Annotated in this window: 18 protein-coding genes and 1 pseudogene; 14 read left to right on the top strand and 5 right to left on the bottom strand. The window is 69.1% G+C overall.

Annotation, left to right across the window (positions count from 1 at the left end; all coding sequences use genetic code 11):
* Positions 1–114 precede the first annotated feature (114 nt).
* The 10 genes from ACFZAX_RS29960 to ACFZAX_RS30005 all read left to right on the top strand — a co-directional run bounded on the left by ACFZAX_RS29960 (position 115) and on the right by ACFZAX_RS30005 (position 8,475).
* A complete protein-coding gene (locus tag ACFZAX_RS29960) occupies positions 115–552 on the top strand; it encodes a hypothetical protein (RefSeq protein WP_390965438.1) in 438 nt (145 codons plus the stop codon).
* Positions 553–763: 211 nt separating this feature from the next.
* Positions 764–1,600, top strand: coding sequence for a F0F1 ATP synthase subunit A (atpB, locus tag ACFZAX_RS29965; RefSeq protein WP_390965499.1), 837 nt, complete (start codon positions 764–766; stop codon positions 1,598–1,600).
* Between the two features lie 73 nt (positions 1,601–1,673).
* Positions 1,674–1,904 (top strand): ATP synthase F0 subunit C, encoded by a 231-nt coding sequence (gene atpE, locus ACFZAX_RS29970; protein WP_031039373.1) that lies wholly within the window; start codon positions 1,674–1,676, stop codon positions 1,902–1,904.
* A 43-nt stretch (positions 1,905–1,947) separates the two neighbouring features.
* A complete protein-coding gene (locus ACFZAX_RS29975; RefSeq protein WP_390965439.1) occupies positions 1,948–2,493 on the top strand; it encodes a F0F1 ATP synthase subunit B in 546 nt (181 codons plus the stop codon).
* Positions 2,490–3,305 carry a F0F1 ATP synthase subunit delta gene (locus ACFZAX_RS29980; protein WP_390965440.1) on the top strand — a complete coding sequence of 272 codons (816 nt, stop codon included), beginning with the start codon at positions 2,490–2,492 and terminating at the stop codon, positions 3,303–3,305. The genes ACFZAX_RS29975 and ACFZAX_RS29980 overlap by 4 nt, the downstream gene beginning before the upstream one ends.
* Before the next feature lie 139 nt (positions 3,306–3,444).
* Complete coding sequence (atpA, locus tag ACFZAX_RS29985; RefSeq protein ID WP_390965441.1) at positions 3,445–5,016, top strand: F0F1 ATP synthase subunit alpha; 1,572 nt, start codon at positions 3,445–3,447, stop codon at positions 5,014–5,016.
* 3 nt (positions 5,017–5,019) lie between these two features.
* Positions 5,020–5,937, top strand: coding sequence for a F0F1 ATP synthase subunit gamma (locus tag ACFZAX_RS29990; protein ID WP_390965442.1), 918 nt, complete (start codon positions 5,020–5,022; stop codon positions 5,935–5,937).
* Positions 5,937–7,379, top strand: coding sequence for a F0F1 ATP synthase subunit beta (gene atpD / locus ACFZAX_RS29995; RefSeq protein ID WP_390965443.1), 1,443 nt, complete (start codon positions 5,937–5,939; stop codon positions 7,377–7,379). The genes ACFZAX_RS29990 and atpD overlap by 1 nt, the downstream gene beginning before the upstream one ends.
* 110 nt (positions 7,380–7,489) lie before the next feature.
* Positions 7,490–7,864, top strand: coding sequence for a F0F1 ATP synthase subunit epsilon (locus ACFZAX_RS30000; RefSeq protein ID WP_266709153.1), 375 nt, complete (start codon positions 7,490–7,492; stop codon positions 7,862–7,864).
* Between the two features lie 164 nt (positions 7,865–8,028).
* Positions 8,029–8,475 carry a DUF2550 domain-containing protein gene (locus ACFZAX_RS30005; RefSeq protein WP_387365983.1) on the top strand — a complete coding sequence of 149 codons (447 nt, stop codon included), beginning with the start codon at positions 8,029–8,031 and terminating at the stop codon, positions 8,473–8,475.
* A 363-nt stretch (positions 8,476–8,838) separates the two neighbouring features.
* Here the strand turns inward: ACFZAX_RS30005 and ACFZAX_RS30010 are convergent, their stop codons facing one another.
* The 3 genes from ACFZAX_RS30010 to ACFZAX_RS30020 all read right to left on the bottom strand — a co-directional run bounded on the left by ACFZAX_RS30010 (position 8,839) and on the right by ACFZAX_RS30020 (position 12,754).
* On the bottom strand, positions 8,839–10,713 hold the full coding sequence (locus tag ACFZAX_RS30010) for a glycosyl hydrolase family 18 protein (RefSeq protein WP_390965444.1): 1,875 nt from the start codon (positions 10,711–10,713) through the stop codon (positions 8,839–8,841).
* Between the two features lie 183 nt (positions 10,714–10,896).
* Positions 10,897–11,550: a response regulator gene (locus ACFZAX_RS30015; protein WP_390965445.1), complete on the bottom strand. Its 654-nt coding sequence runs from the start codon at positions 11,548–11,550 to the stop codon at positions 10,897–10,899.
* A gap of 4 nt (positions 11,551–11,554) precedes the next feature.
* Positions 11,555–12,754: a histidine kinase gene (locus ACFZAX_RS30020; RefSeq protein WP_390965446.1), complete on the bottom strand. Its 1,200-nt coding sequence runs from the start codon at positions 12,752–12,754 to the stop codon at positions 11,555–11,557.
* Between the two features lie 145 nt (positions 12,755–12,899).
* Here ACFZAX_RS30020 and ACFZAX_RS30025 point away from each other — a divergent pair, with 145 nt between their 5' ends.
* Positions 12,900–13,283: a hypothetical protein gene (locus tag ACFZAX_RS30025; RefSeq protein ID WP_390965447.1), complete on the top strand. Its 384-nt coding sequence runs from the start codon at positions 12,900–12,902 to the stop codon at positions 13,281–13,283.
* A 21-nt stretch (positions 13,284–13,304) separates the two neighbouring features.
* On the opposite strand, the pseudogene ACFZAX_RS30030 reads toward ACFZAX_RS30025, so the two are convergent.
* A pseudogene (locus ACFZAX_RS30030) lies at positions 13,305–14,432 on the bottom strand (IS630 family transposase).
* Between the two features lie 231 nt (positions 14,433–14,663).
* On the opposite strand from ACFZAX_RS30030, the gene ACFZAX_RS30035 reads away from it, so the two are divergent.
* On the top strand, positions 14,664–15,260 hold the full coding sequence (locus ACFZAX_RS30035; RefSeq protein ID WP_390965448.1) for a hypothetical protein: 597 nt from the start codon (positions 14,664–14,666) through the stop codon (positions 15,258–15,260).
* A 293-nt stretch (positions 15,261–15,553) separates the two neighbouring features.
* Here the strand turns inward: ACFZAX_RS30035 and ACFZAX_RS30040 are convergent, their stop codons facing one another.
* Positions 15,554–16,126 carry a cob(I)yrinic acid a,c-diamide adenosyltransferase gene (locus tag ACFZAX_RS30040; protein ID WP_390965449.1) on the bottom strand — a complete coding sequence of 191 codons (573 nt, stop codon included), beginning with the start codon at positions 16,124–16,126 and terminating at the stop codon, positions 15,554–15,556.
* A 254-nt stretch (positions 16,127–16,380) separates the two neighbouring features.
* Here ACFZAX_RS30040 and ACFZAX_RS30045 point away from each other — a divergent pair, with 254 nt between their 5' ends.
* Together ACFZAX_RS30045 and ACFZAX_RS30050 are read left to right on the top strand one after the other, a co-directional pair.
* The gene (locus tag ACFZAX_RS30045; RefSeq protein ID WP_390965450.1) at positions 16,381–17,229 is read left to right on the top strand and encodes a 3-hydroxybutyryl-CoA dehydrogenase; all 849 of its coding nucleotides are present in this window, start codon (positions 16,381–16,383) and stop codon (positions 17,227–17,229) included.
* 273 nt (positions 17,230–17,502) lie between these two features.
* A complete protein-coding gene (locus ACFZAX_RS30050; RefSeq protein WP_390965451.1) occupies positions 17,503–17,826 on the top strand; it encodes an anti-sigma factor antagonist in 324 nt (107 codons plus the stop codon).
* Positions 17,827–18,429: the final 603 nt, after the last annotated feature.

Raw genomic sequence — 18,429 nt, forward strand, 5'->3', positions numbered from 1 at the left:
GAGCCGAAGGACCCGAGTACGTCGGTCCATTGGCCTCAGGCATCGACTCGGACCGGGCCTACGCTCGTCCATGACGACACCATTTGCCCACCCCAAGCAAGCGGAGCTGCCGCCATGCCGACCAACGACGCCCGGACCCTCCTCCACACCGCCCTGCCCACCGCTGCCGCCGGCGTCATCGCCGTGGCCGTCAGCGCGGGTGTGGCCGGCGGCAAGGGGGCGCTCGGCGCGCTCGTGGGGGCGGTGGTCTCGCTCTTCTTCATGGGGCTCGGACTCGTCGTCCTGCAGCGGACCGCCCGGTCCCTCCCGCATCTGTTCCAGATGATGGGGCTGTTGCTGTACACCGCTCAGCTCCTGCTGATGGTGATCTTCGTAGCCCTGTTCAAGGACACGACCGCGTTCAATCCGAAGGCGTTCGCGATCTCACTGGTCGCGCTCACCCTCGTATGGATCGGTGCCCAGGCCCGTGCGCACATGACGGCCAAGATGCTCTACGTCGAACCCGAGTCCGGCAAGGCCGAAAAGCCCGAAAAGACCGGCTCCCCGACGTGAAGGGTAGGGGCGGAATAAACGCCCGATCCGGACCCTGCTATCGTCCGGTTCCAACTGCGGCACTGCGGGCGCGGGCATGTGAGCTGACGCCTGCCCGATCGCGAGGCTCACATGCCTGACTGCCGCTCTCACATCCGAAACACCAGTCCAGTGCCGAACCGCGGCTGCGCGCCGCGCCGACACAACGAGGTTGCCGTACCTATGCGCCACGCTGAAGGAGCCCGCGGTGAGTGCTGACCCGACACAGGTGCTCGCCTTCGAGACCGATTGCCACATCTTTGACGGTTGTGGTTTCCCGGCACCCGGCCTGCACTCGTTCCTGTTCGAACCCCTCTGGGGCGATGCGGACAGCAACCTGTACTTCAACAAGCCGATGCTGCTGGCCCTGCTGGGCTCGGTCATCATCGTCGGTTTCTTCTGGGCCGCGTTCGCCAAGCCCAAGATCGTCCCCGGCAAGCTGCAGTCCGTCGCCGAGATGGGTTACGACTTCATCCGCCGCGGTGTCGTGCACGAGACCATCGGCAAGCGCGAGGGCGAGAAGTACGTCCCGCTCGTCGTCTCGCTGTTCTTCTTCGTGTGGATGATGAACCTCTGGTCGATCATCCCGGTCGCCCAGTTCCCGGTGACGTCGATCATCTCGTACCCCGCCGTGCTCGCCGCGATCGTCTACGTGCTCTGGGTGAGCCTGACGTTCAAGAAGCACGGCTGGTCGGGCGGTTGGAAGAACATCACCGGCTTCGACAAGTCGCTCGGCCCGGTCGCCTGGCTCGCCGCGTTCATCGAGCTCTTCTCGAACCTCCTGGTCCGTCCGTTCACGCACGCGGTGCGACTGTTCGCGAACATGTTCGCGGGCCACACGCTGCTGCTGCTCTTCACGATCGCCAGCTGGTACCTGCTCAACGGCATCGGTATCGCCTACGCCGGCGTCTCGTTCGTGATGGTCATCGTGATGACCGCGTTCGAGCTCTTCATCCAGGCGCTGCAGGCGTACGTCTTCGTACTCCTGACCTGCACCTTCATCCAGGGCGCGCTCGCCAAGCACCACTGAGCCCCACGCACCCGACCCCTATTCGTCCGATGGCCAACCCCCATCGGTCCTTTGAAAGAAAAGGAAGACTGGCATGTCCCAGACCCTTGCTGCCGTCAGCGGCTCCCTCGGCTCCATCGGTTACGGCCTCGCCGCGATCGGCCCCGGCGTCGGCGTCGGCATCATCTTCGGTAACGGCACCCAGGCCCTCGCCCGTCAGCCCGAGGCTGCCGGCCTGATCCGCGCCAACCAGATCCTCGGCTTCGCCTTCTGTGAGGCGCTCGCCCTCATCGGTCTGGTCATGCCGTTCGTCTACGGCGTCTGATCTTCAGGCCTGACGACCAGCAACCGAGACGAAAGGCACTGATGTGAACCCCCTGGTTCAGCTCGCGGCCGAAGAGGCGGAAAACCCCCTCATCCCGCCGATTCCCGAGCTCGTCATCGGCCTCATCGCCTTCCTCATCGTCTTCGGTCTCCTCGCCAAGAAGCTCCTCCCGAACATCAACAAGGTTCTGGAAGAGCGTCGCGAGGCCATCGAAGGCGGTATCGAAAAGGCCGATGCGGCCCAGACCGAGGCGCAGAGCGTTCTTGAGCAGTACAAGGCTCAGCTCGCCGAGGCGCGTCACGAGGCCGCTCGACTGCGCCAGGAGGCGCAGGAGCAGGGCGCCGTCATCATCCAGGAGATGAAGGCGGAAGGCCAGCGGCAGCGTGAGGAGATCATCGCTGCCGGTCACGCCCAGATCGAGGCCGACCGCAAGTCCGCGGCCGCCGCGCTGCGTCAGGACGTGGGCAAGCTCGCCACCGACCTGGCCGGCAAGCTCGTCGGCGAGTCCCTGGAGGACCACGCCCGGCAGAGCGGCACCGTCGACCGGTTCCTCGACGAGCTCGAGGCGAAGGCCGAGGCCGTCCGATGAACCACGCGAGCCGCGAGGCACTGGCTGCCGCGCGCGAGCGGCTCGACGCGCTGACCGACAACACGTCGGTCGACGCCGAGAAGCTCGCCGAGGAGCTGGCATCCGTCACCGCGCTGCTCGACCGTGAGGTCTCGCTGCGTCGGGTCCTCACCGACCCGGCGCAGAGCGGCGAGGGCAAGGCCGAGCTCGCGGGCCGACTGTTCGGCGGTCAGGTGAGCGGCGAAGCCGTCGACCTGGTCTCGGGCATGGTCCGCTCGCGCTGGTCCTCCTCGCGCGACCTGGTGGACGCGATCGAGGAGCTGGCGGCCACCGCCGACCTCACCGCGGCCCAGCGTGCGGGTGCGCTCGACGACGTCGAGGACGAGGTGTTCCGGTTCGGCCGGATCGTCTCCTCCGACACGGCGCTGCGCTCCGCGCTCACCAGCCGTACGGCCACCCCCGCCGCGAAGGGCACGCTGCTGCGCAGCCTGCTCGGCGGGAAGAGCCGCCCGGCGACCGAGCGTCTCGTCACGCGCCTGGTCACGCACCCCCGTGGACGTAGCCTGGAGGCGGGACTCGACTCCCTGTCCAAGCTCGCCGCGGCCCGTCGGGAACGCACCGTCGCCGTGGTCACCTCCGCGGTGCCGCTGACCGACGTGCAGAAGCAGCGCCTCGGCGCGGCGCTGGCGAAGATCTACGGCCGGCAGATGCACCTGAACCTGGACGTGGACCCCGAGGTCCTCGGCGGAGTTTCGGTGCGCGTCGGTGACGAGGTCATCAACGGCACCATCGCGGACCGCCTCGACGAGGCGACCCGTCGCATGGCCGGCTGACGCCAGCCTTCGCCACACACTGAACGAGCAACACCTGCGGCCCGGTTGGGCCGTGCAGAAACTGCAGAAGATTCCTGGGGGTCGGCCCCCAGACCCCCTTAAGAAACTTCGGGCCCAACAAGGAGAGCAGGGAACCCAGATGGCGGAGCTCACGATCCGGCCGGAGGAGATCCGGGACGCACTGGAGAACTTTGTCCAGTCGTACCAGCCGGACGCGGCCTCGCGCGAGGAGGTCGGTACGGTCAGCGTTGCCGGCGACGGCATCGCGAAGGTGGAGGGCCTGCCCTCCGCCATGGCGAACGAGCTGCTGAAGTTCGAGGACGGCACCCTCGGTCTCGCCCTCAACCTCGAGGAGCGCGAGATCGGTGCGATCGTCCTCGGCGAGTTCAGCGGAATCGAGGAGGGCCAGCCGGTGCAGCGCACCGGTGAGGTGCTCTCCGTCGGCGTCGGCGAGGGCTACCTCGGCCGCGTCGTCGACCCGCTCGGCAACCCGATCGACGGTCTCGGTGAGATCGCGACCGACGGCCGACGCGCCCTCGAGCTGCAGGCCCCGGGCGTCATGGTCCGCAAGTCGGTCCACGAGCCCATGCAGACCGGCTACAAGGCCGTCGACGCGATGGTGCCGATCGGCCGCGGCCAGCGTCAGCTGATCATCGGCGACCGTCAGACGGGTAAGACCGCTCTGGCCGTCGACACGATCATCAACCAGCGCGACAACTGGCGCTCGGGCGACGTGAACAAGCAGGTGCGCTGCATCTACGTCGCCATCGGTCAGAAGGGCTCCACCATCGCCTCGGTGCGCGGTGCCCTCGAAGAGGCCGGCGCGCTGGAGTACACGACCATCGTCGCCGCCCCGGCGTCCGACCCGGCCGGCTTCAAGTACCTGGCGCCGTACACCGGTTCGGCCATCGGCCAGCACTGGATGTACCAGGGCAAGCACGTCCTGATCATCTTCGACGACCTTTCGAAGCAGGCCGACGCCTACCGCGCCGTGTCGCTTCTGCTGCGCCGTCCGCCGGGCCGCGAGGCCTACCCGGGCGACGTCTTCTACCTGCACTCGCGTCTGCTGGAGCGCTGCGCCAAGCTCTCCGACGAGATGGGTGCCGGTTCGATGACCGGTCTGCCGATCGTCGAGACCAAGGCGAACGACGTGTCGGCGTTCATCCCGACCAACGTCATCTCCATCACCGACGGCCAGTGCTTCCTGGAGTCCGACCTGTTCAACGCGGGTCAGCGTCCGGCCCTCAACGTCGGTATCTCGGTCTCCCGAGTCGGTGGCTCCGCCCAGCACAAGGCCATGAAGCAGGTCTCCGGCCGACTGCGCGTGGACCTCGCCCAGTACCGCGAGCTGGAGGCGTTCGCCGCCTTCGGTTCCGACCTGGACGCGGCCTCCAAGGCGTCGCTGGAGCGCGGTAAGCGCATGGTCGAGCTGCTGAAGCAGCCGCAGTACGCCCCGTACCCCGTCGAGGAGCAGGTCGTCTCCGTCTGGGCCGGCACCACCGGCAAGATGGACGACGTCCCGGTCGAGGACATCCGTCGCTTCGAGAGCGAGCTGCTGGACTACCTGCGCCGCGAGCGCAAGGACCTCCTGACCAGCATCGTCGAGGGCGGCAAGATGTCGGACGACACGCTGCAGTCGATCGCTGACGCCATTGCCGCGTTCAAGCAGCAGTTCGAGACCTCGGACGGCAAGCTTCTGGGCGAGGGCTGATCGATGGGCGCTCAGCTTCGCGTTTACAAGCGCCGCATCCAAGCCGTCACCGCGACCAAGAAGATCACCAAGGCGATGGAGATGATCGCCGCCTCGCGCATCGTCAAGGCGCAGCGCAAGGTGGCGGCGTCGCTGCCGTACGCCACCGAGCTCACCCGCGCGGTGACCGCGGTGGCGACCGGCTCCACCACCAAGCACCCGCTCACCACCGAGGTCGAGGCTCCGACCCGGGCCGCGGTCCTGCTCCTCACGAGCGACCGCGGTCTGGCCGGCGGCTACTCCTCCAACGCCATCAAGGCGGCGGAGCGCCTCCGGGAGCGTCTTGGCGCGGAGGGCAAGGAGGTCGACACCTACATCGTCGGCCGCAAGGGGCTCGCCTACTACGGCTTCCGTGAGCGGACGGTCGCGGAGTCCTGGACGGGCTTCACGGACAACCCGTCGTACGCGGACGCCAAGGCGATCGCCGCCCCCCTCATCGAGGCCATCTCCAAGGACTCGGCCGAGGGTGGTGTCGACGAACTGCACATCGTCTTCACGGAATTCGTGTCGATGATGACGCAGAACGCCATCGAGGACCGGATGCTGCCCCTCTCCCTCGACAAGGTCGTGGAAGAGAACGGTACGAAGGGGGAGATCCTTCCCCTGTTCGACTTCGAGCCGTCGGCTGAGGACGTCCTCGACGCCCTTCTGCCGCGCTACGTCGAGAGCCGCATCTACAACGCGCTGCTGCAGGCCGCTGCTTCCGAGCACGCCGCCCGCCGCCGCGCGATGAAGTCGGCCACCGACAACGCCGGGGATCTCATCAAGAGCCTCTCCCGGCTTGCCAACGCGGCCCGCCAGGCCGAAATCACCCAGGAAATCAGCGAGATCGTCGGTGGAGCCAGTGCGCTGGCCGACGCGACCGCGGGGAGTGACAAGTAATGACGACCACAGTTGAGACGGCCGTTGCCACGGGCCGCGTCGCCCGGGTCATCGGCCCGGTCGTCGACGTGGAGTTCCCCGTCGACGCGATGCCGGACATCTACAACGCGCTGCACGTCCAGGTCGACGACCCGGCCGAGGCCGGCGCCCGTAAGACGCTGACCCTCGAAGTCGCCCAGCACCTGGGTGACGGCGTGGTCCGCGCGATCTCGATGCAGCCGACCGACGGTCTGGTCCGCCAGGCCCCGGTGACCAACACGGGTGCGGGCATCACCGTCCCCGTCGGCGACATCACCAAGGGCAAGGTCTTCAACACCCTCGGTCAGATCCTGAACGAGCCGGAGGCCGAGGCGCAGATCACCGAGCGCTGGCCGATCCACCGCAAGGCCCCGGCCTTCGACCAGCTCGAGTCGAAGACCGAGATGTTCGAGACCGGCCTGAAGGTCGTCGACCTGCTGACCCCGTACGTCAAGGGCGGCAAGATCGGTCTGTTCGGTGGTGCGGGCGTCGGCAAGACGGTCCTCATCCAGGAAATGATCATGCGTGTGGCGAAGCTGCACGACGGTGTGTCGGTGTTCGCCGGTGTCGGCGAGCGCACCCGTGAGGGCAACGACCTCATCGACGAGATGACCGAGTCGGGCGTCCTGGAGAAGACCGCGCTGGTCTTCGGCCAGATGGACGAGCCGCCGGGCACCCGTCTGCGGGTCGCGCTGTCCGCCCTGACCATGGCGGAGTACTTCCGCGATGTGCAGAAGCAGGACGTGCTGCTCTTCATCGACAACATCTTCCGCTTCACGCAGGCCGGTTCCGAGGTCTCCACGCTGCTCGGCCGCATGCCGTCCGCGGTGGGTTACCAGCCGACCCTGGCCGACGAGATGGGTGTGCTCCAGGAGCGCATCACCTCGACGCGTGGTCACTCGATCACCTCGATGCAGGCGATCTACGTCCCCGCGGACGACCTGACCGACCCGGCCCCGGCCACCACGTTCGCCCACCTCGACGCGACGACGGTTCTCTCCCGTCCGATCTCCGAGAAGGGCATCTACCCGGCCGTGGACCCGCTGGACTCCACGTCCCGCATCCTGGACCCGCGTTACATCACGCAGGAGCACTACGACGCGGCCAGCCGCGTCAAGGGGATCCTGCAGAAGTACAAGGACCTCCAGGACATCATCGCGATCCTCGGTATCGACGAGCTGGGCGAAGAGGACAAGCTCGTCGTCCACCGTGCCCGTCGCGTCGAGCGCTTCCTGTCGCAGAACACCCACGCCGCCAAGCAGTTCACCGGCCTGGACGGTTCGGACGTTCCGCTCGACGAGTCGATCGCCGCGTTCAACTCCATCTGCGACGGGGAGTACGACCACTTCCCCGAGCAGGCGTTCTTCATGTGCGGTGGCCTGGACGACCTCAAGGCCAAGGCCAAGGAGCTCGGCGTCTCCTGAGCCTCCGGCTCACCGAGGGGGGTGGGTGTGTCCCACCCCCCTCACCACGCCCCGTAGAATTGACCCAACACCCGGCAACTACCGCCGGGTGGTGACCCGAGGAGCCACCCTTGGCTGCTGAGCTGCATGTCGAGCTGGTCGCCGCGGACCGCAGTGTCTGGTCCGGCGAGGCCACCCTGGTCGTCGCGCGCACCACGTCCGGCGACATCGGCGTCATGCCCGGTCACCAGCCGCTTCTGGGTGTGCTGGAATCGGGCCCGGTGACCATCCGTACGAGCGACGGCGGCACCGTCGTCGCCGCCGTGCACGGTGGATTCATCTCGTTCGCGGACGACAAGCTGTCGCTGCTGGCCGAGATCGCCGAGCTTGCCGACGAGATCGACGTCCAGCGCGCCGAGCGCGCGCTGGAGCGGGCGAAGTCGGACACGGACGCCGCCGCCGAGCGGCGCGCGGACGTACGACTGCGTGCGGTGTCGGCGCACTAGTGATGTGACCGGCAGTTTCCCGGGAGGGGCGTCAGCGCCTTCCGGGGAGAAAGTTTTTACTCAGCCGCGGCCCGAGCTGGAATCATCCAGACCGTGTCGCGGCTGAGGCGATGCGGGTGCGGTTCGTTTTCTGGTTACTCGACGATGCGAGGAGGTCGGTGGAGATGGTCCTCGCGTTGTGGGTGGGCGGAGTCGTCCTCGTACTGATCCTGGTGGGACTCTTCGTCTTCGGTCTGCGCCGGAGGCTGATCCAGCGCTCGGGCGGGACCTTCGACTGCAGCCTGCGCTGGGACGTGTCCACCGAACCCGATCCCACCGGCAAGGGCTGGGTCTACGGAGTCGCCCGCTACAGCGGCGACCGGGTCGACTGGTTCCGGGTGTTCTCCTACTCCCCGCGTCCGCGCCGCGCCCTGGAGCGCGGTGCCATCGAGGTGGTCGACCGCCGGCTCCCCGAGGGCGAGGAGGAGCTGGCGCTCCTCTCCGACTCCGTCGTGCTCGGCTGTCTCCTGCGGGGGATCCGCCTGGAGCTGGCGATGAGCGAGGACGCGCTGACGGGTTTCCTCGCGTGGCTGGAGGCGGCGCCGCCCGGCCAGCGGGTGAACGTGGCGTAGTCGGTACGCCCGTGGGTCGCGTCCCCGCGGTGAACGTCTCTCCGGGACCGGTTGTCCCGGGCAGGGCCGGGTGATTGCTCCCCGGCCTTCTCTAATGTCCGGGCGTCGTCGCGGAGCGCTGTGGTGCCCTGCGCCGTGGTGTCCGCTCCCGGCTCCTACGCGGTCGGGCCGCGTCGGCCTGTGGGACCCGGGCGTACTGCTCCGGCGTACCGCTCCCGCGTACTGCTCCGGCGTACCGCTCCCGCGTACTGCTTTCGCGTACCGCTCCCGGGAACGACGAAAGACCGGGGAGACAGGGGGCGGACCTGTCTCCCCGGCGCTTTCGGGGGTGGTGCTCTTCAGGGCAGAAGCCCTGGGGGAGGGCTACTTCAGGTTGGTGCCCATCGCCTTCACGAGCTCACCGTTGCTGGTGTCACCGCTGAACTCCCAGAAGAACGCGCCGCCCAGGCCCTGGTTCTTCGCCCACGCCATCTTCGAGGCGATGGTGGCCGGGGTGTCGTAGCTCCACCAGTTGGTGCCGCAGTGGGCGTAGGCCGTACCGGCGATGGTGCCGGTGGCCGGGCAACTGGTCTTCAGGACCTTGTAGTCCTCGATGCCCGCCTCGTAGGTGCCGGCCGCCGCACCGGTGGCGGTGCCGCCGGGCGCGTCCTGGGTGACGCCGGTCCAGCCGCGTCCGTAGAAGCCGATGCCGAGGAGCAGCTTGGCCGCCGGGACGCCCTGGGCCTTGAGCTTGGCGATGGCGTCGGCGCTGGTGAAGCCGGCCTGCGGGATGCCGGAGTACGAGGTCAGCGGCGAGTGCGGGGCAGTCGGGCCGGTGGTCGCCCAGGCGCCGAAGAAGTCGTACGTCATGACGTTGTACCAGTTGAGGTTCGCCGAGGCGCCCGCGTAGTCGGCCGCGTCGATCTTGCCGCCGGCGGAGCCGTCCGCCGTGATGGCGGCGGTGACCAGGGCGGAGGAGCCGAACTTGCTGCGCAGCGCCGAGGTGAGGTTCTTCAGGGCCGCCGGACCGCTGGTGTCACAGGTCAGACCGCAGGCGTTGGGGTACTCCCAGTCGATGTCGATGCCGTCGAAGACATCGGCCCAACGCGGGTCCTCGACCAGGTTGTAGCAGGACTGGGCGAACGCGGCCGGGTTCTGCGCCGCCTGGGCGAAGCCGCCGGACCAGGTCCAGCCGCCGAAGGACCAGAGGATCTTGATGTTCGGGTACTTGGCCTTCAGCTTGCGGAGCTGGTTGAAGTTGCCGCGCAGGGGCTGGTCCCAGGTGTCGGCGACCCCGTCGACGGCCTGGTCGGCGGTGTACGCCTTGTCGTAGTCGGCGTAGGAGTCACCGATGGCGCACTGGCCGTTGGTGACGTTGCCGAAGGCGTAGTTGATGTGCGTGATCTGCTCGGCGGAGCCCGAGGTGACCAGGTTCTTCACGTGGTAGTTGCGGCCGTAGACGCCCCACTCGGTGAAGTAGCCGAGGTTGACCTTGCTGCCGGGGGTGGGGGTGGTGCCGCCGCCGGTCGTGGTGACGCTCACCGCGCCGGAGACCGGGCCCGTCACGTCGGAGGTGTCCCGCGCCTGCACGGTGTACGAGTAGCTCGTGCCGGCGGTCAGGGCGCTGTCGGTGTACGTCGTGGTGGTGACGGTGGCGACCTTCGCCCCGTCGCGCAGCACGTCGTAGTTCTTGATGCCCGAGTCGTCGGTCGCGGCGGTCCAGGTGAGCTTCGCCGAGGTGTTGGTGATGGCGCTCGCCGTAGGGGTACCGGGAGCGGACGGGGCGCTGTTGCCCGGCACCGTGGTGCCGCCGTCACAGGAGGCGCCGTTCAGCTTGCAGCCCGTGGGGGAGCCGGCTCCCGCGCCGTTGAAGCCGAAGCTGATGCTCGCGCCGGCGGCGACTGAGCCGTTCCAGCCGAGGTTCTTGGCGGTCCAGTGGGTGCCGGAGCTGGTGACGGTCGCGTCCCAGGCCGAGCTGACCGAGGTGCCGGAGGGGAAGTCCCACTCGATGGTCCACGAGGAGAGCGCGGTGGTGCCGGTGTTCTTCACCGTCCACTGGCCCTCGAAGCCGGTGCCCCAGTCGGACTTCTTGACGTAGGTGGCGGTGGCCGAGGTGGCCGCCGACGCGGGAGTGGCGAGGCCGACCATCGCGGCGATCGGCAGCAACAGCGCGGAGAAGCCCGCTATCGCCTTGGTCCTGGCGCTTCTTCTGAGCGCCCAGCCGAATCTGGTCCGGCGTTCGGGGGTTGCGGTGCTCAACGGTGCTCCTCGGGTGAGGTCCGACAAACGGGGGGTGGTTCGTGGACTGCAGACCCTGCGCCGCCCTGAGCACGCGTTGTCATGTGCGCGCTCATCGCAGTGTGTTGCGGTGAGACTAGGAAGGTCTGGACCAATCGTCAAGAGGTCTGGACCAGAGGAAGTCATGGGCAGTGGTCCATCCCGTCACAGGCCCAACTCTCGTGCCAGTACCGCCGCCTGGGCGCGACTTCGCAGCTCCAGCTTGGCCAGCACCCGGCTGACGTGCGTCTTCGCCGTGGCCTCCGCCATCGAGAGCCGCCCCGCGATCTCCGCGTTGGAGAGGCCCGCCGCGAGGCATCCGAGCACTTCGCGTTCCCGCCGGGTGAGCGCCTCGACGGCGGCCCGGCCGGCCTCGTCGCCGCGCGCCGCGGAGGCCGTCGCCCCCGCGAACTCCGCGATCAGCCGGCGCGTCACCGCAGGGGCGATCAGGCCCTCGCCCCGGGCGACCGCGCGGACCGCCTCCAGCAGGTCGCGGGCCTCGGTGTTCTTGAGCAGGAAGCCCGACGCCCCGGCCCGCAGCGCCCCGAAGACGTAACCGTCCAGGTCGAACGTGGTCAGCACCAGCACGTCGGCGGTTCCCTCGGACACCACCCGCTCCGTCGCCGCCACGCCGTCCAGGCGCGGCATCTGAAGATCCATCAGGACGACGTCGGGGCGCAGCTCCCGGGCGAGCCGTACCGCCTCCTCGCCGTCCTCCGCCTCGCCCGCCACCTCGATGTCGGGCGCGCTCCGCAGGATCAGCACCAGTCCCGCGCGAACGGCCGACTGGTCCTCGGCCACCAGTACTCGGATCGTCATCGGCTCATCGTCCCTTCTCCGCCCCCTCGATGAGCGGGAGTTCGGCCCGTACCCGCCAGACCGTGGTGCCCTCCCTCTCCTGCTCCGCGCCCGCCCGGACGGTCCCGCCGAGCAGCTCGACCCGCTCCCGCATGCCGATCAGCCCCGCACCCGAGCCGGGCGCCCGGGGGCCCGGCCGTTCCCCGTACACGCTGGTCACCTCCACCGTCAGGATCCGGCCAGGCCGGGCCAGCCGGACCCGCACGATGCCCGGAGCGGCGTGCTTGAGCGCGTTCGTCAGGGCCTCCTGGACGATGCGGTAGGCGGCCAGTTCGACCGGTGCGGGCAGCGTCCCGCCGTCGTCGCGCGCGTCCTCCAGCACGCACGTCAGACCGCTGGAGGCCGCATGGGTACGGGACTGCTCGATCAGTGCGTCCAGGGCCGAGAGCCGTGGCGCGGCGCCCGGCACGTCCGGATCGCCGCCCCGGCGCAGGAGGCCGATCAGGCGGCGCATCTCGGCGAGTCCGTCGACGGAGTTCTCCCGGATGACCTCCAGCGCCTCGCGGGAGGTCTTCGGCTCGTCGATGGAGAGCGCGGCCGTGGAGTGGATGGCGATGGCCGAGAGATGACCGGCGACCATGTCGTGCAGCTCCCGTGCCATCCGGGAACGCTCCGCGGCCACCGCCAGCTTCCGGTCCGTCTCGGCCAGCAGCGCGGTCTGTTCGGCCCGCAGCCTGGCCGCGTCGGCGGCGTCGCGATGGCCGCGCACACTGACACCGGTGATCGCCGGCACGAAGGAGACCAGCCCCGCCAGGACCCCCACCAGCACGGCTTCCGCCGGGTGCAGCCGCGTGAGCAGGCCGAGCGTGAGAGCCACCGTGCACAGCAACGACACCACCGGGACGCGCCGGGCCGCCGCCGGGGAGCCGTACACCACGGCCGCGTAGACCACGTCGGTGTACATCAGGACCGTGGCCACGTTCCCCGGGGTGAGCTGATCCGCGATCAGCAGCGGCGTCGCGAGGGCGAGCGCCGTCCCCGGCCGGGTGCGGCGCAGCAATTCCGCCCCCGCCATCGGTACCAGCGGTACGAGGGCGGTCCGGAGTCCGTCGAAGAGGCGGCCGCTCTGCATGTGCAGCCCCAGCAGTCCCAGCAGCAGTCCGCCCGACAGCCCGAGGACCGCGATCAGTACGTCATGGGGGTGCGGGCGCGCGGCGGGTTCCACCCCGCCATCCAACACGGACGGGAGGCCGCCGGGGAGCGATCCGGACGAGCCGCCCGGATCGCTCCCCGCGTCCTTCTTCCCGTTCCCGTTCCTCGTGCCGCATCAGGCAACGTTCGCGGTGGTCGCAGGCCCGTACTCTCGTGGGATGCACGCTCATCTGCGCTTCGAGAATCCGCCCGCGCTGTCTCACGAGGTGGTGGTCGAGACGTTGGAGCGGGCGCTTCGCGACCGCTCACACGAAGGTGAGGCGGCAAGTGTCTTGGTCGGGAGTGCGTTGAACGACGAGGATCGGGAGTTCGTCGAGCACTGGTGCGTCCAGGTCGGGACGCGGGCTGTGTCGGGGAGCCCTTTGCTCGGCCTGGCTGGTCTGTGCCTTGGGCATACCGCCCGGCGCTTCGGATATCTCAGTGCTGAGGCCCTTGCGCTCGTGGAGTCGCTGTCGGCGCGTGCCGAGGCGGATCCGAAGGATGTGGACGGTCGGGCTCTTGATGGCTTTGACGACGCCCGGAGCTTCCTGCATCTGTGGTGAGGAGAGCTGTCACAGCCGGAGTCAGGCGGCGTTCGCCCTGGTCACGACGTCGTTGAGGCGCTTGTCGGTGGCATGCTTGTTCCGCCAGATGATGTAGCGGCGGATCATGCTGCCCTGGGCCTTGTGGTGGGGTGGTCGGCGCCGTCCAGGGCGAAGTAGCGAAGGGCCGTGAACTGGGCCTCGATCCGATTCAGCCAGGAGCTGTGGGGTGTAGGCGATCTCGACGTTGTTCGGCTCGGCCCGATCCGCGACCCGCCGACACCGCTTGGTGGTCAGGTGCGGCGAGTAGTTGTCACACACGATCGCGATGCGCTTCTCGGCCGGGTGCGGGGACCGCAGGTAGCGGCAGAATCCAGGACCTTGCTGCGGGTCTTGGTCTCCTTGATGTGGCCGTAAAGCTGGTCTTTGCGCAGGTCGTAGGTCGCGAAGAGGTGCCGGACTCCGTGCGGGCGGGTGTAGGCCGCCCGTCGGCGTGGCCTGGGCGCGCGCTCGGGTCCTTACCCTTGCCGCTGCGTTCGGCCCACTGGTGTCCGGGGTGGGGCTGGAGGTTGAGCGGGCCGAACTCGTCCATGCAGAAGATGACTTCGGGTTCGCCAGGCTCGGGTATGACCTCGCCGTCGGCGAGGGCGTAGAGGTGCTCGACCCGGGCCTTCTTGGCCTCCTCGTAGTCCGGGTCCTTGGAGGTCTTCCAGGTCTTCACGCGTTGAAGGTGACGCCTTCCTCGCGGAGCAGGAGGCGCAGTCCCTCGTGGCTGATGTCGTCGACCACCCTCTCGGCGACCAGGAAGTCGGCCAACTTGACCAGGCTCCAGGTCGAGAACGGCAGGCCGTGCTCGGCCGGCTCGGACTTGGCGATCTTCTTGATCTCCCGGCGTTCCGGGAGGCTGAAGGTTCTCGGCCGGCCACCCTTGTACTTCGGGTAGAGCGAGTCGAAGCCGCCGGCATTGACATTGTGGAGCACGTCCCGGACCCGGTCCGGGCTGGTAAACGTCACCTCGGCGATCTTCGGCATGAGCATGCCCTGCGCGGATAACAGCACCATCCGGGCCCGCCGCCAGGTCACCACTGAACCCGTGCCCCGGCGGATGATCCGCAGCAACCGCCTGCCCTCGTCGTCATCGATTTCCCGGACCTGCACACGCTCAGCCACGTGATCATTCTGGCTGTCCCGCACCACCCGGCACAGCAACCCCGCGAAGTCTCATCACAGGGCGAACGTTGCTTAATGCGGCACTCGTTCTCCGTCCTCGTTCCCCGTCCTCGCTCCCCCGGGAGGCGGCGGGTCGACTACATCGAAGGATGCAGTCGTGGTTCCTCACCGGTGACGACGATCCGGACCCGTTCGGGCGGGACCCTGGAAGGGACGTGGGAGGAGCGGACCGTGATCGTCACGCTGATCGTCATCTGCGAGATCGCCTTCTGGGTGCTGCTGGCCGCCGGACTCGCCCTGCGCTACGCGGCCCGCCGGCCCCGCCTCGGCGCGGCCGTCCTGCTGTGCGAACCACTGCTCGAAGTGGTCCTGCTCGTGGTGACCGCGACCGACCTGAAGAACGGCGCCGAACCCGACTGGAAGCACGGACTGGCCGCCGTCTACATCGGCTTCACCCTGGGGCTCGGCCGGTCCACCATCGGATGGGTCGACGCGCGCGTCGCCCACCGGTACGCCGGCGGACCCAAGCCGGTGAAGCCGCCGAAGTACGGGCGGGCCCGCGCCGCCCACGAGTGGCGCGTCGCCGCCCGCTGGACCCTGGCGGCGGGAACCGCCATCGCTCTGCTCCAGGCGGCCGTCCGGTACGTCGGCGGCGACGGGAACGTCGACTCGCTGAGGGCGTGGCAGCTGCGGATGGTCTGGGTGATCGGGATCAACCTGGTCATCGCCGGGTCCTACACGGTGTTCCCCAAGCGGGCACCGGAAGGACGTGCCCCAGAGGCGGTACGGGGAGGCACACCGGAGAGGGAGTCGAAGGGCGGGGGCTGAGGGGCTGTCCGGTCAACCCTGGTGGGTGCGACGACATGCCCGGTGGGTGCGACGACGGCCACGGCACCACCTGGAGCGTGTCGTCGAACTGCCGTCCGCCGGGCGGACGACGGCAGTTCGACGTCGTACCCCGGGCCGGGTCTTCGAAGTGCCGTCCGTCGGACGACGCCTGGCACGCACGCCCGCCGCGCTGTCGGAGTCGTCCTCGTCCGCCCCGTACGAGGACGACCCTCCGCCTTGCGATGCACCGCACCGAACACCGCCCGCCGACCCGACGCGCAGTGTCAGACGCCCTAGCGGTCCCCGCCCGGCACCCAGAGCACGTCCCCGACCTCCTTGTTCGCCGTCCTCGCCAGGATGAACAGCAGGTCGGAGAGGCGGTTGAGGTACGTGGCCGTCAGCGGGTTCATCACCTCGCCGTGCACCTCCAGCGCCGCCCACGTGGAGCGCTCCGCGCGCCGGACCACCGTGCACGCCTGGTGGAGCAGCGCCGCACCCGGCGTGCCACCCGGAAGGATGAAGCTCCTCAGCTTCTCCAGGTCCTCCAGGAAGTGGTCGCAGTCGGCCTCCAGCTTGTCGACGTAACTCTGCTCCACCCGCAGCGGCGGGTACTTCGGGCTCTCCACCACCGGCGTCGACAGGTCGGCGCCCACGTCGAAGAGGTCGTTCTGCACCCGGACGAGGACCTTCACCACGTCCTCGGAGAGCTGCCCGAGCGCCACCGCCGTCCCGATGACCGCGTTGGCCTCGTTGGCGTCCGCGTACGCAGAGATCCGCAGATCGGTCTTGGCGGTACGGCTCATGTCGCCGAGGGCGGTGGTGCCCGTGTCGCCGGTACGGGTGTAGATGCGCGTCAGATTGACCATGCGACCAGGCTATGCGGAGCGCGGGGGCGCTTCCGCGCCTTCCTCGCGTGGCCGTGGTCACGCGCAACTGCCCCCGGAGCGCCACCGTCTGACGTCGGTCGGTGTGATGTCCGTCATGTGAGACGTGACGCGCATCTCTAAGCGGTCACACCGCCCCTCACGGGTACTAATCTCCGCCGAGGAGCACATGAAGGACAGTCGGAGAGAGTGCGTCAGAAACTGCCGCACGGGTGACAAGACCAAAGGGGTGTGACGTGGCCGGGAAGCTCGCCGTCATCGGGGCCGGACTCATGGGGTCCGGTATCGCACAGGTCTCCGCCCAGGCCGGCTGGGACGTCGTGCTGAGGGACGTCACCGATCAGGCCCTGAGCCGTGGGCTCGACTCGGTGAAGGCGTCGTACGAGAAGTTCGTCGCCAAGGGCAGGCTGACGGCGGACGACGCCGAGGCCGCGCTCGCCCGCATCACCACGACCACCGACCTGAACGCCGTCAGCGACGTCGACGTCGTGGTCGAGGCCGTGTTCGAGAAGCTGGAGGTCAAGCACGAGATCTTCCGCACCCTCGACAAGGTCGTGCGGGAGGACACCGTCCTCGCCTCCAACACCTCCGCCATCCCGATCACCAAGATCGCGGCCGTGACGGAGCGCCCGGAGCGGGTGGTCGGGGTGCACTTCTTCTCGCCGGTGCCGATGATGCAGCTCTGCGAACTCGTCCGGGGCTACAAGACGAGCGACGAAACCCTGGCCACGGCGCGGCAGTTCGCCGAGTCGGTGGGCAAGACCTGCATCGTCGTCAACCGGGACGTGGCGGGGTTCGTCACCACCCGCCTCATCTCCGCGCTCGTGGTCGAGGCCGCGAAGCTCTACGAGTCGGGCGTCGCCACGGCCGAGGACATCGACACCGCCTGCAAGCTCGGCTTCGGCCACGCCATGGGCCCTCTCGCGACCGCCGACCTGACCGGCGTCGACATCCTCCTGCACGCGACGTCCAACATCTACACGGAGTCGCAGGACGAGAAGTTCGCCGCCCCGGAGCTGATGCGCCGGATGGTCGACGCGGGTGACATCGGCCGCAAGAGCGGGCAGGGCTTCTACACCTACTGAGCACCACCCCGGTCCCCCCGGGGGTCCTCGCGCCGCGCGCCGCGCCGTCGCCCGGGCCCCGGGGCGCCCGGGCCCCGCGGGGCCGGACCTGTCCGGCCCAGGGGAAGCCGCACCGGAAACGGTGCGGGACCAGCGGACCGACATCACCCCACAGGGTGAATTCGGTATCGGTTCGCTCACAGGTGGCAACCTCCCCGCTCCAGCCGCAGTCAGTTGTGGCAGAAGCGGGGCGGCCACACGGACTCTTGTACGAAGCGATACCGGGGAGCGCATATGCACATCAGGGGCGACCACGCCGAGCTGGTCGTCGGGGGCCGCCTCGACGTCCGAAGCGCGGCGGACGCCCGTACGGCTCTGCACGCCGCCGTCGACGACGGCGTCGGCGACCTCGTGCTCGACCTGACCGAGCTGGACTCCTGGGACGCCACGGGACTCGGCGTCATCATGGGAGTGCACCGCAGGGCGGGCCGTGCCGGACGCCGCCTGGTGCTGCGCGGCGTACCCCCGCAGATGCAGCGCCTGCTGGTGGCGACCCGGCTGCATCGCATCCTGGCCATCGAGGGCGGGATCGTGGCGGAATCGCTGCCCCGGGTCTGAGGATGCACGGAAACACCACGTGCGGACGCGTGACGCGCTCCGTGTGATGCCAAGTTCCTTGGCCGGCAGGCTGGTCTCCGTGAGCTCTCCGCCCGGAGCCAGGTTTCCCCCCGTGAGCAGCCGGTACGTACCGCGGGCCCACGGGCCGGAGCGCTGTGAGCGGCGCCCGGGCCTGCGGCCGTGCTCGGCGGAAGGCCGGGCCGCACGGCTCCGGGGGGAGCGCCTCCCCGGTCACGGCGTCGGTCCTCGGCTCGGCCGCGACCACCGTCGGCGTCCGCCCGGCACTGGGTACGCCGATGGGCAGACGGCCCTGTGCGCCTTCCCCGGCGGGTATGGCCAGGGGTTCCCGGCCGCGCCGCGTCCCGCAGGGCCGCGTCTCCTTCAGGGAAGGTTCCGTCGGTCCAGGTTCGTGTCCGGGGGTTCGTCCGCGCCGGGGCGTGCGCCCCGGGAGGAGCTGCGGCCGGCAGCATTCCTGTCGCCGCCGGCACGGCCGGTGCGATGCGCCACTGCGTCGATGCCATTGCTCTGCCTCCGTCGTCCGCGGATGTCCGAAGCGTGTCCCGCCGCATCCGTCTGTTACCGACTACTGAGGCGGGAGACGCG

Origin of the sequence: Streptomyces sp. NPDC008125 (assembly GCF_042957125.1) — a bacterium.
In the GTDB taxonomy this organism is placed as follows: domain Bacteria; phylum Actinomycetota; class Actinomycetes; order Streptomycetales; family Streptomycetaceae; genus Streptomyces.

Excerpts from the sequence above, each read along its gene's own strand:
- ACFZAX_RS30015 (WP_390965445.1), bottom strand. The coding sequence starts at position 11,550 with ATGACGATCCGAGTACTGGTGGCCGAGGACCAGTCGGCCGTTCGCGCG.
- ACFZAX_RS30040 (WP_390965449.1), bottom strand. The coding sequence starts at position 16,126 with ATGGTCAATCTGACGCGCATCTACACCCGTACCGGCGACACGGGCACC.
- atpD (WP_390965443.1), top strand. The coding sequence starts at position 5,937 with ATGACGACCACAGTTGAGACGGCCGTTGCCACGGGCCGCGTCGCCCGG.
- atpA (WP_390965441.1), top strand. The coding sequence starts at position 3,445 with ATGGCGGAGCTCACGATCCGGCCGGAGGAGATCCGGGACGCACTGGAG.
- ACFZAX_RS29990 (WP_390965442.1), top strand. The coding sequence starts at position 5,020 with ATGGGCGCTCAGCTTCGCGTTTACAAGCGCCGCATCCAAGCCGTCACC.
- ACFZAX_RS29980 (WP_390965440.1), top strand. The coding sequence starts at position 2,490 with ATGAACCACGCGAGCCGCGAGGCACTGGCTGCCGCGCGCGAGCGGCTC.
- atpE (WP_031039373.1), top strand. The coding sequence starts at position 1,674 with ATGTCCCAGACCCTTGCTGCCGTCAGCGGCTCCCTCGGCTCCATCGGT.
- ACFZAX_RS30025 (WP_390965447.1), top strand. The coding sequence starts at position 12,900 with ATGCACGCTCATCTGCGCTTCGAGAATCCGCCCGCGCTGTCTCACGAG.
- ACFZAX_RS30050 (WP_390965451.1), top strand. The coding sequence starts at position 17,503 with ATGCACATCAGGGGCGACCACGCCGAGCTGGTCGTCGGGGGCCGCCTC.
- ACFZAX_RS30005 (WP_387365983.1), top strand. The coding sequence starts at position 8,029 with ATGGTCCTCGCGTTGTGGGTGGGCGGAGTCGTCCTCGTACTGATCCTG.
- ACFZAX_RS29960 (WP_390965438.1), top strand. The coding sequence starts at position 115 with ATGCCGACCAACGACGCCCGGACCCTCCTCCACACCGCCCTGCCCACC.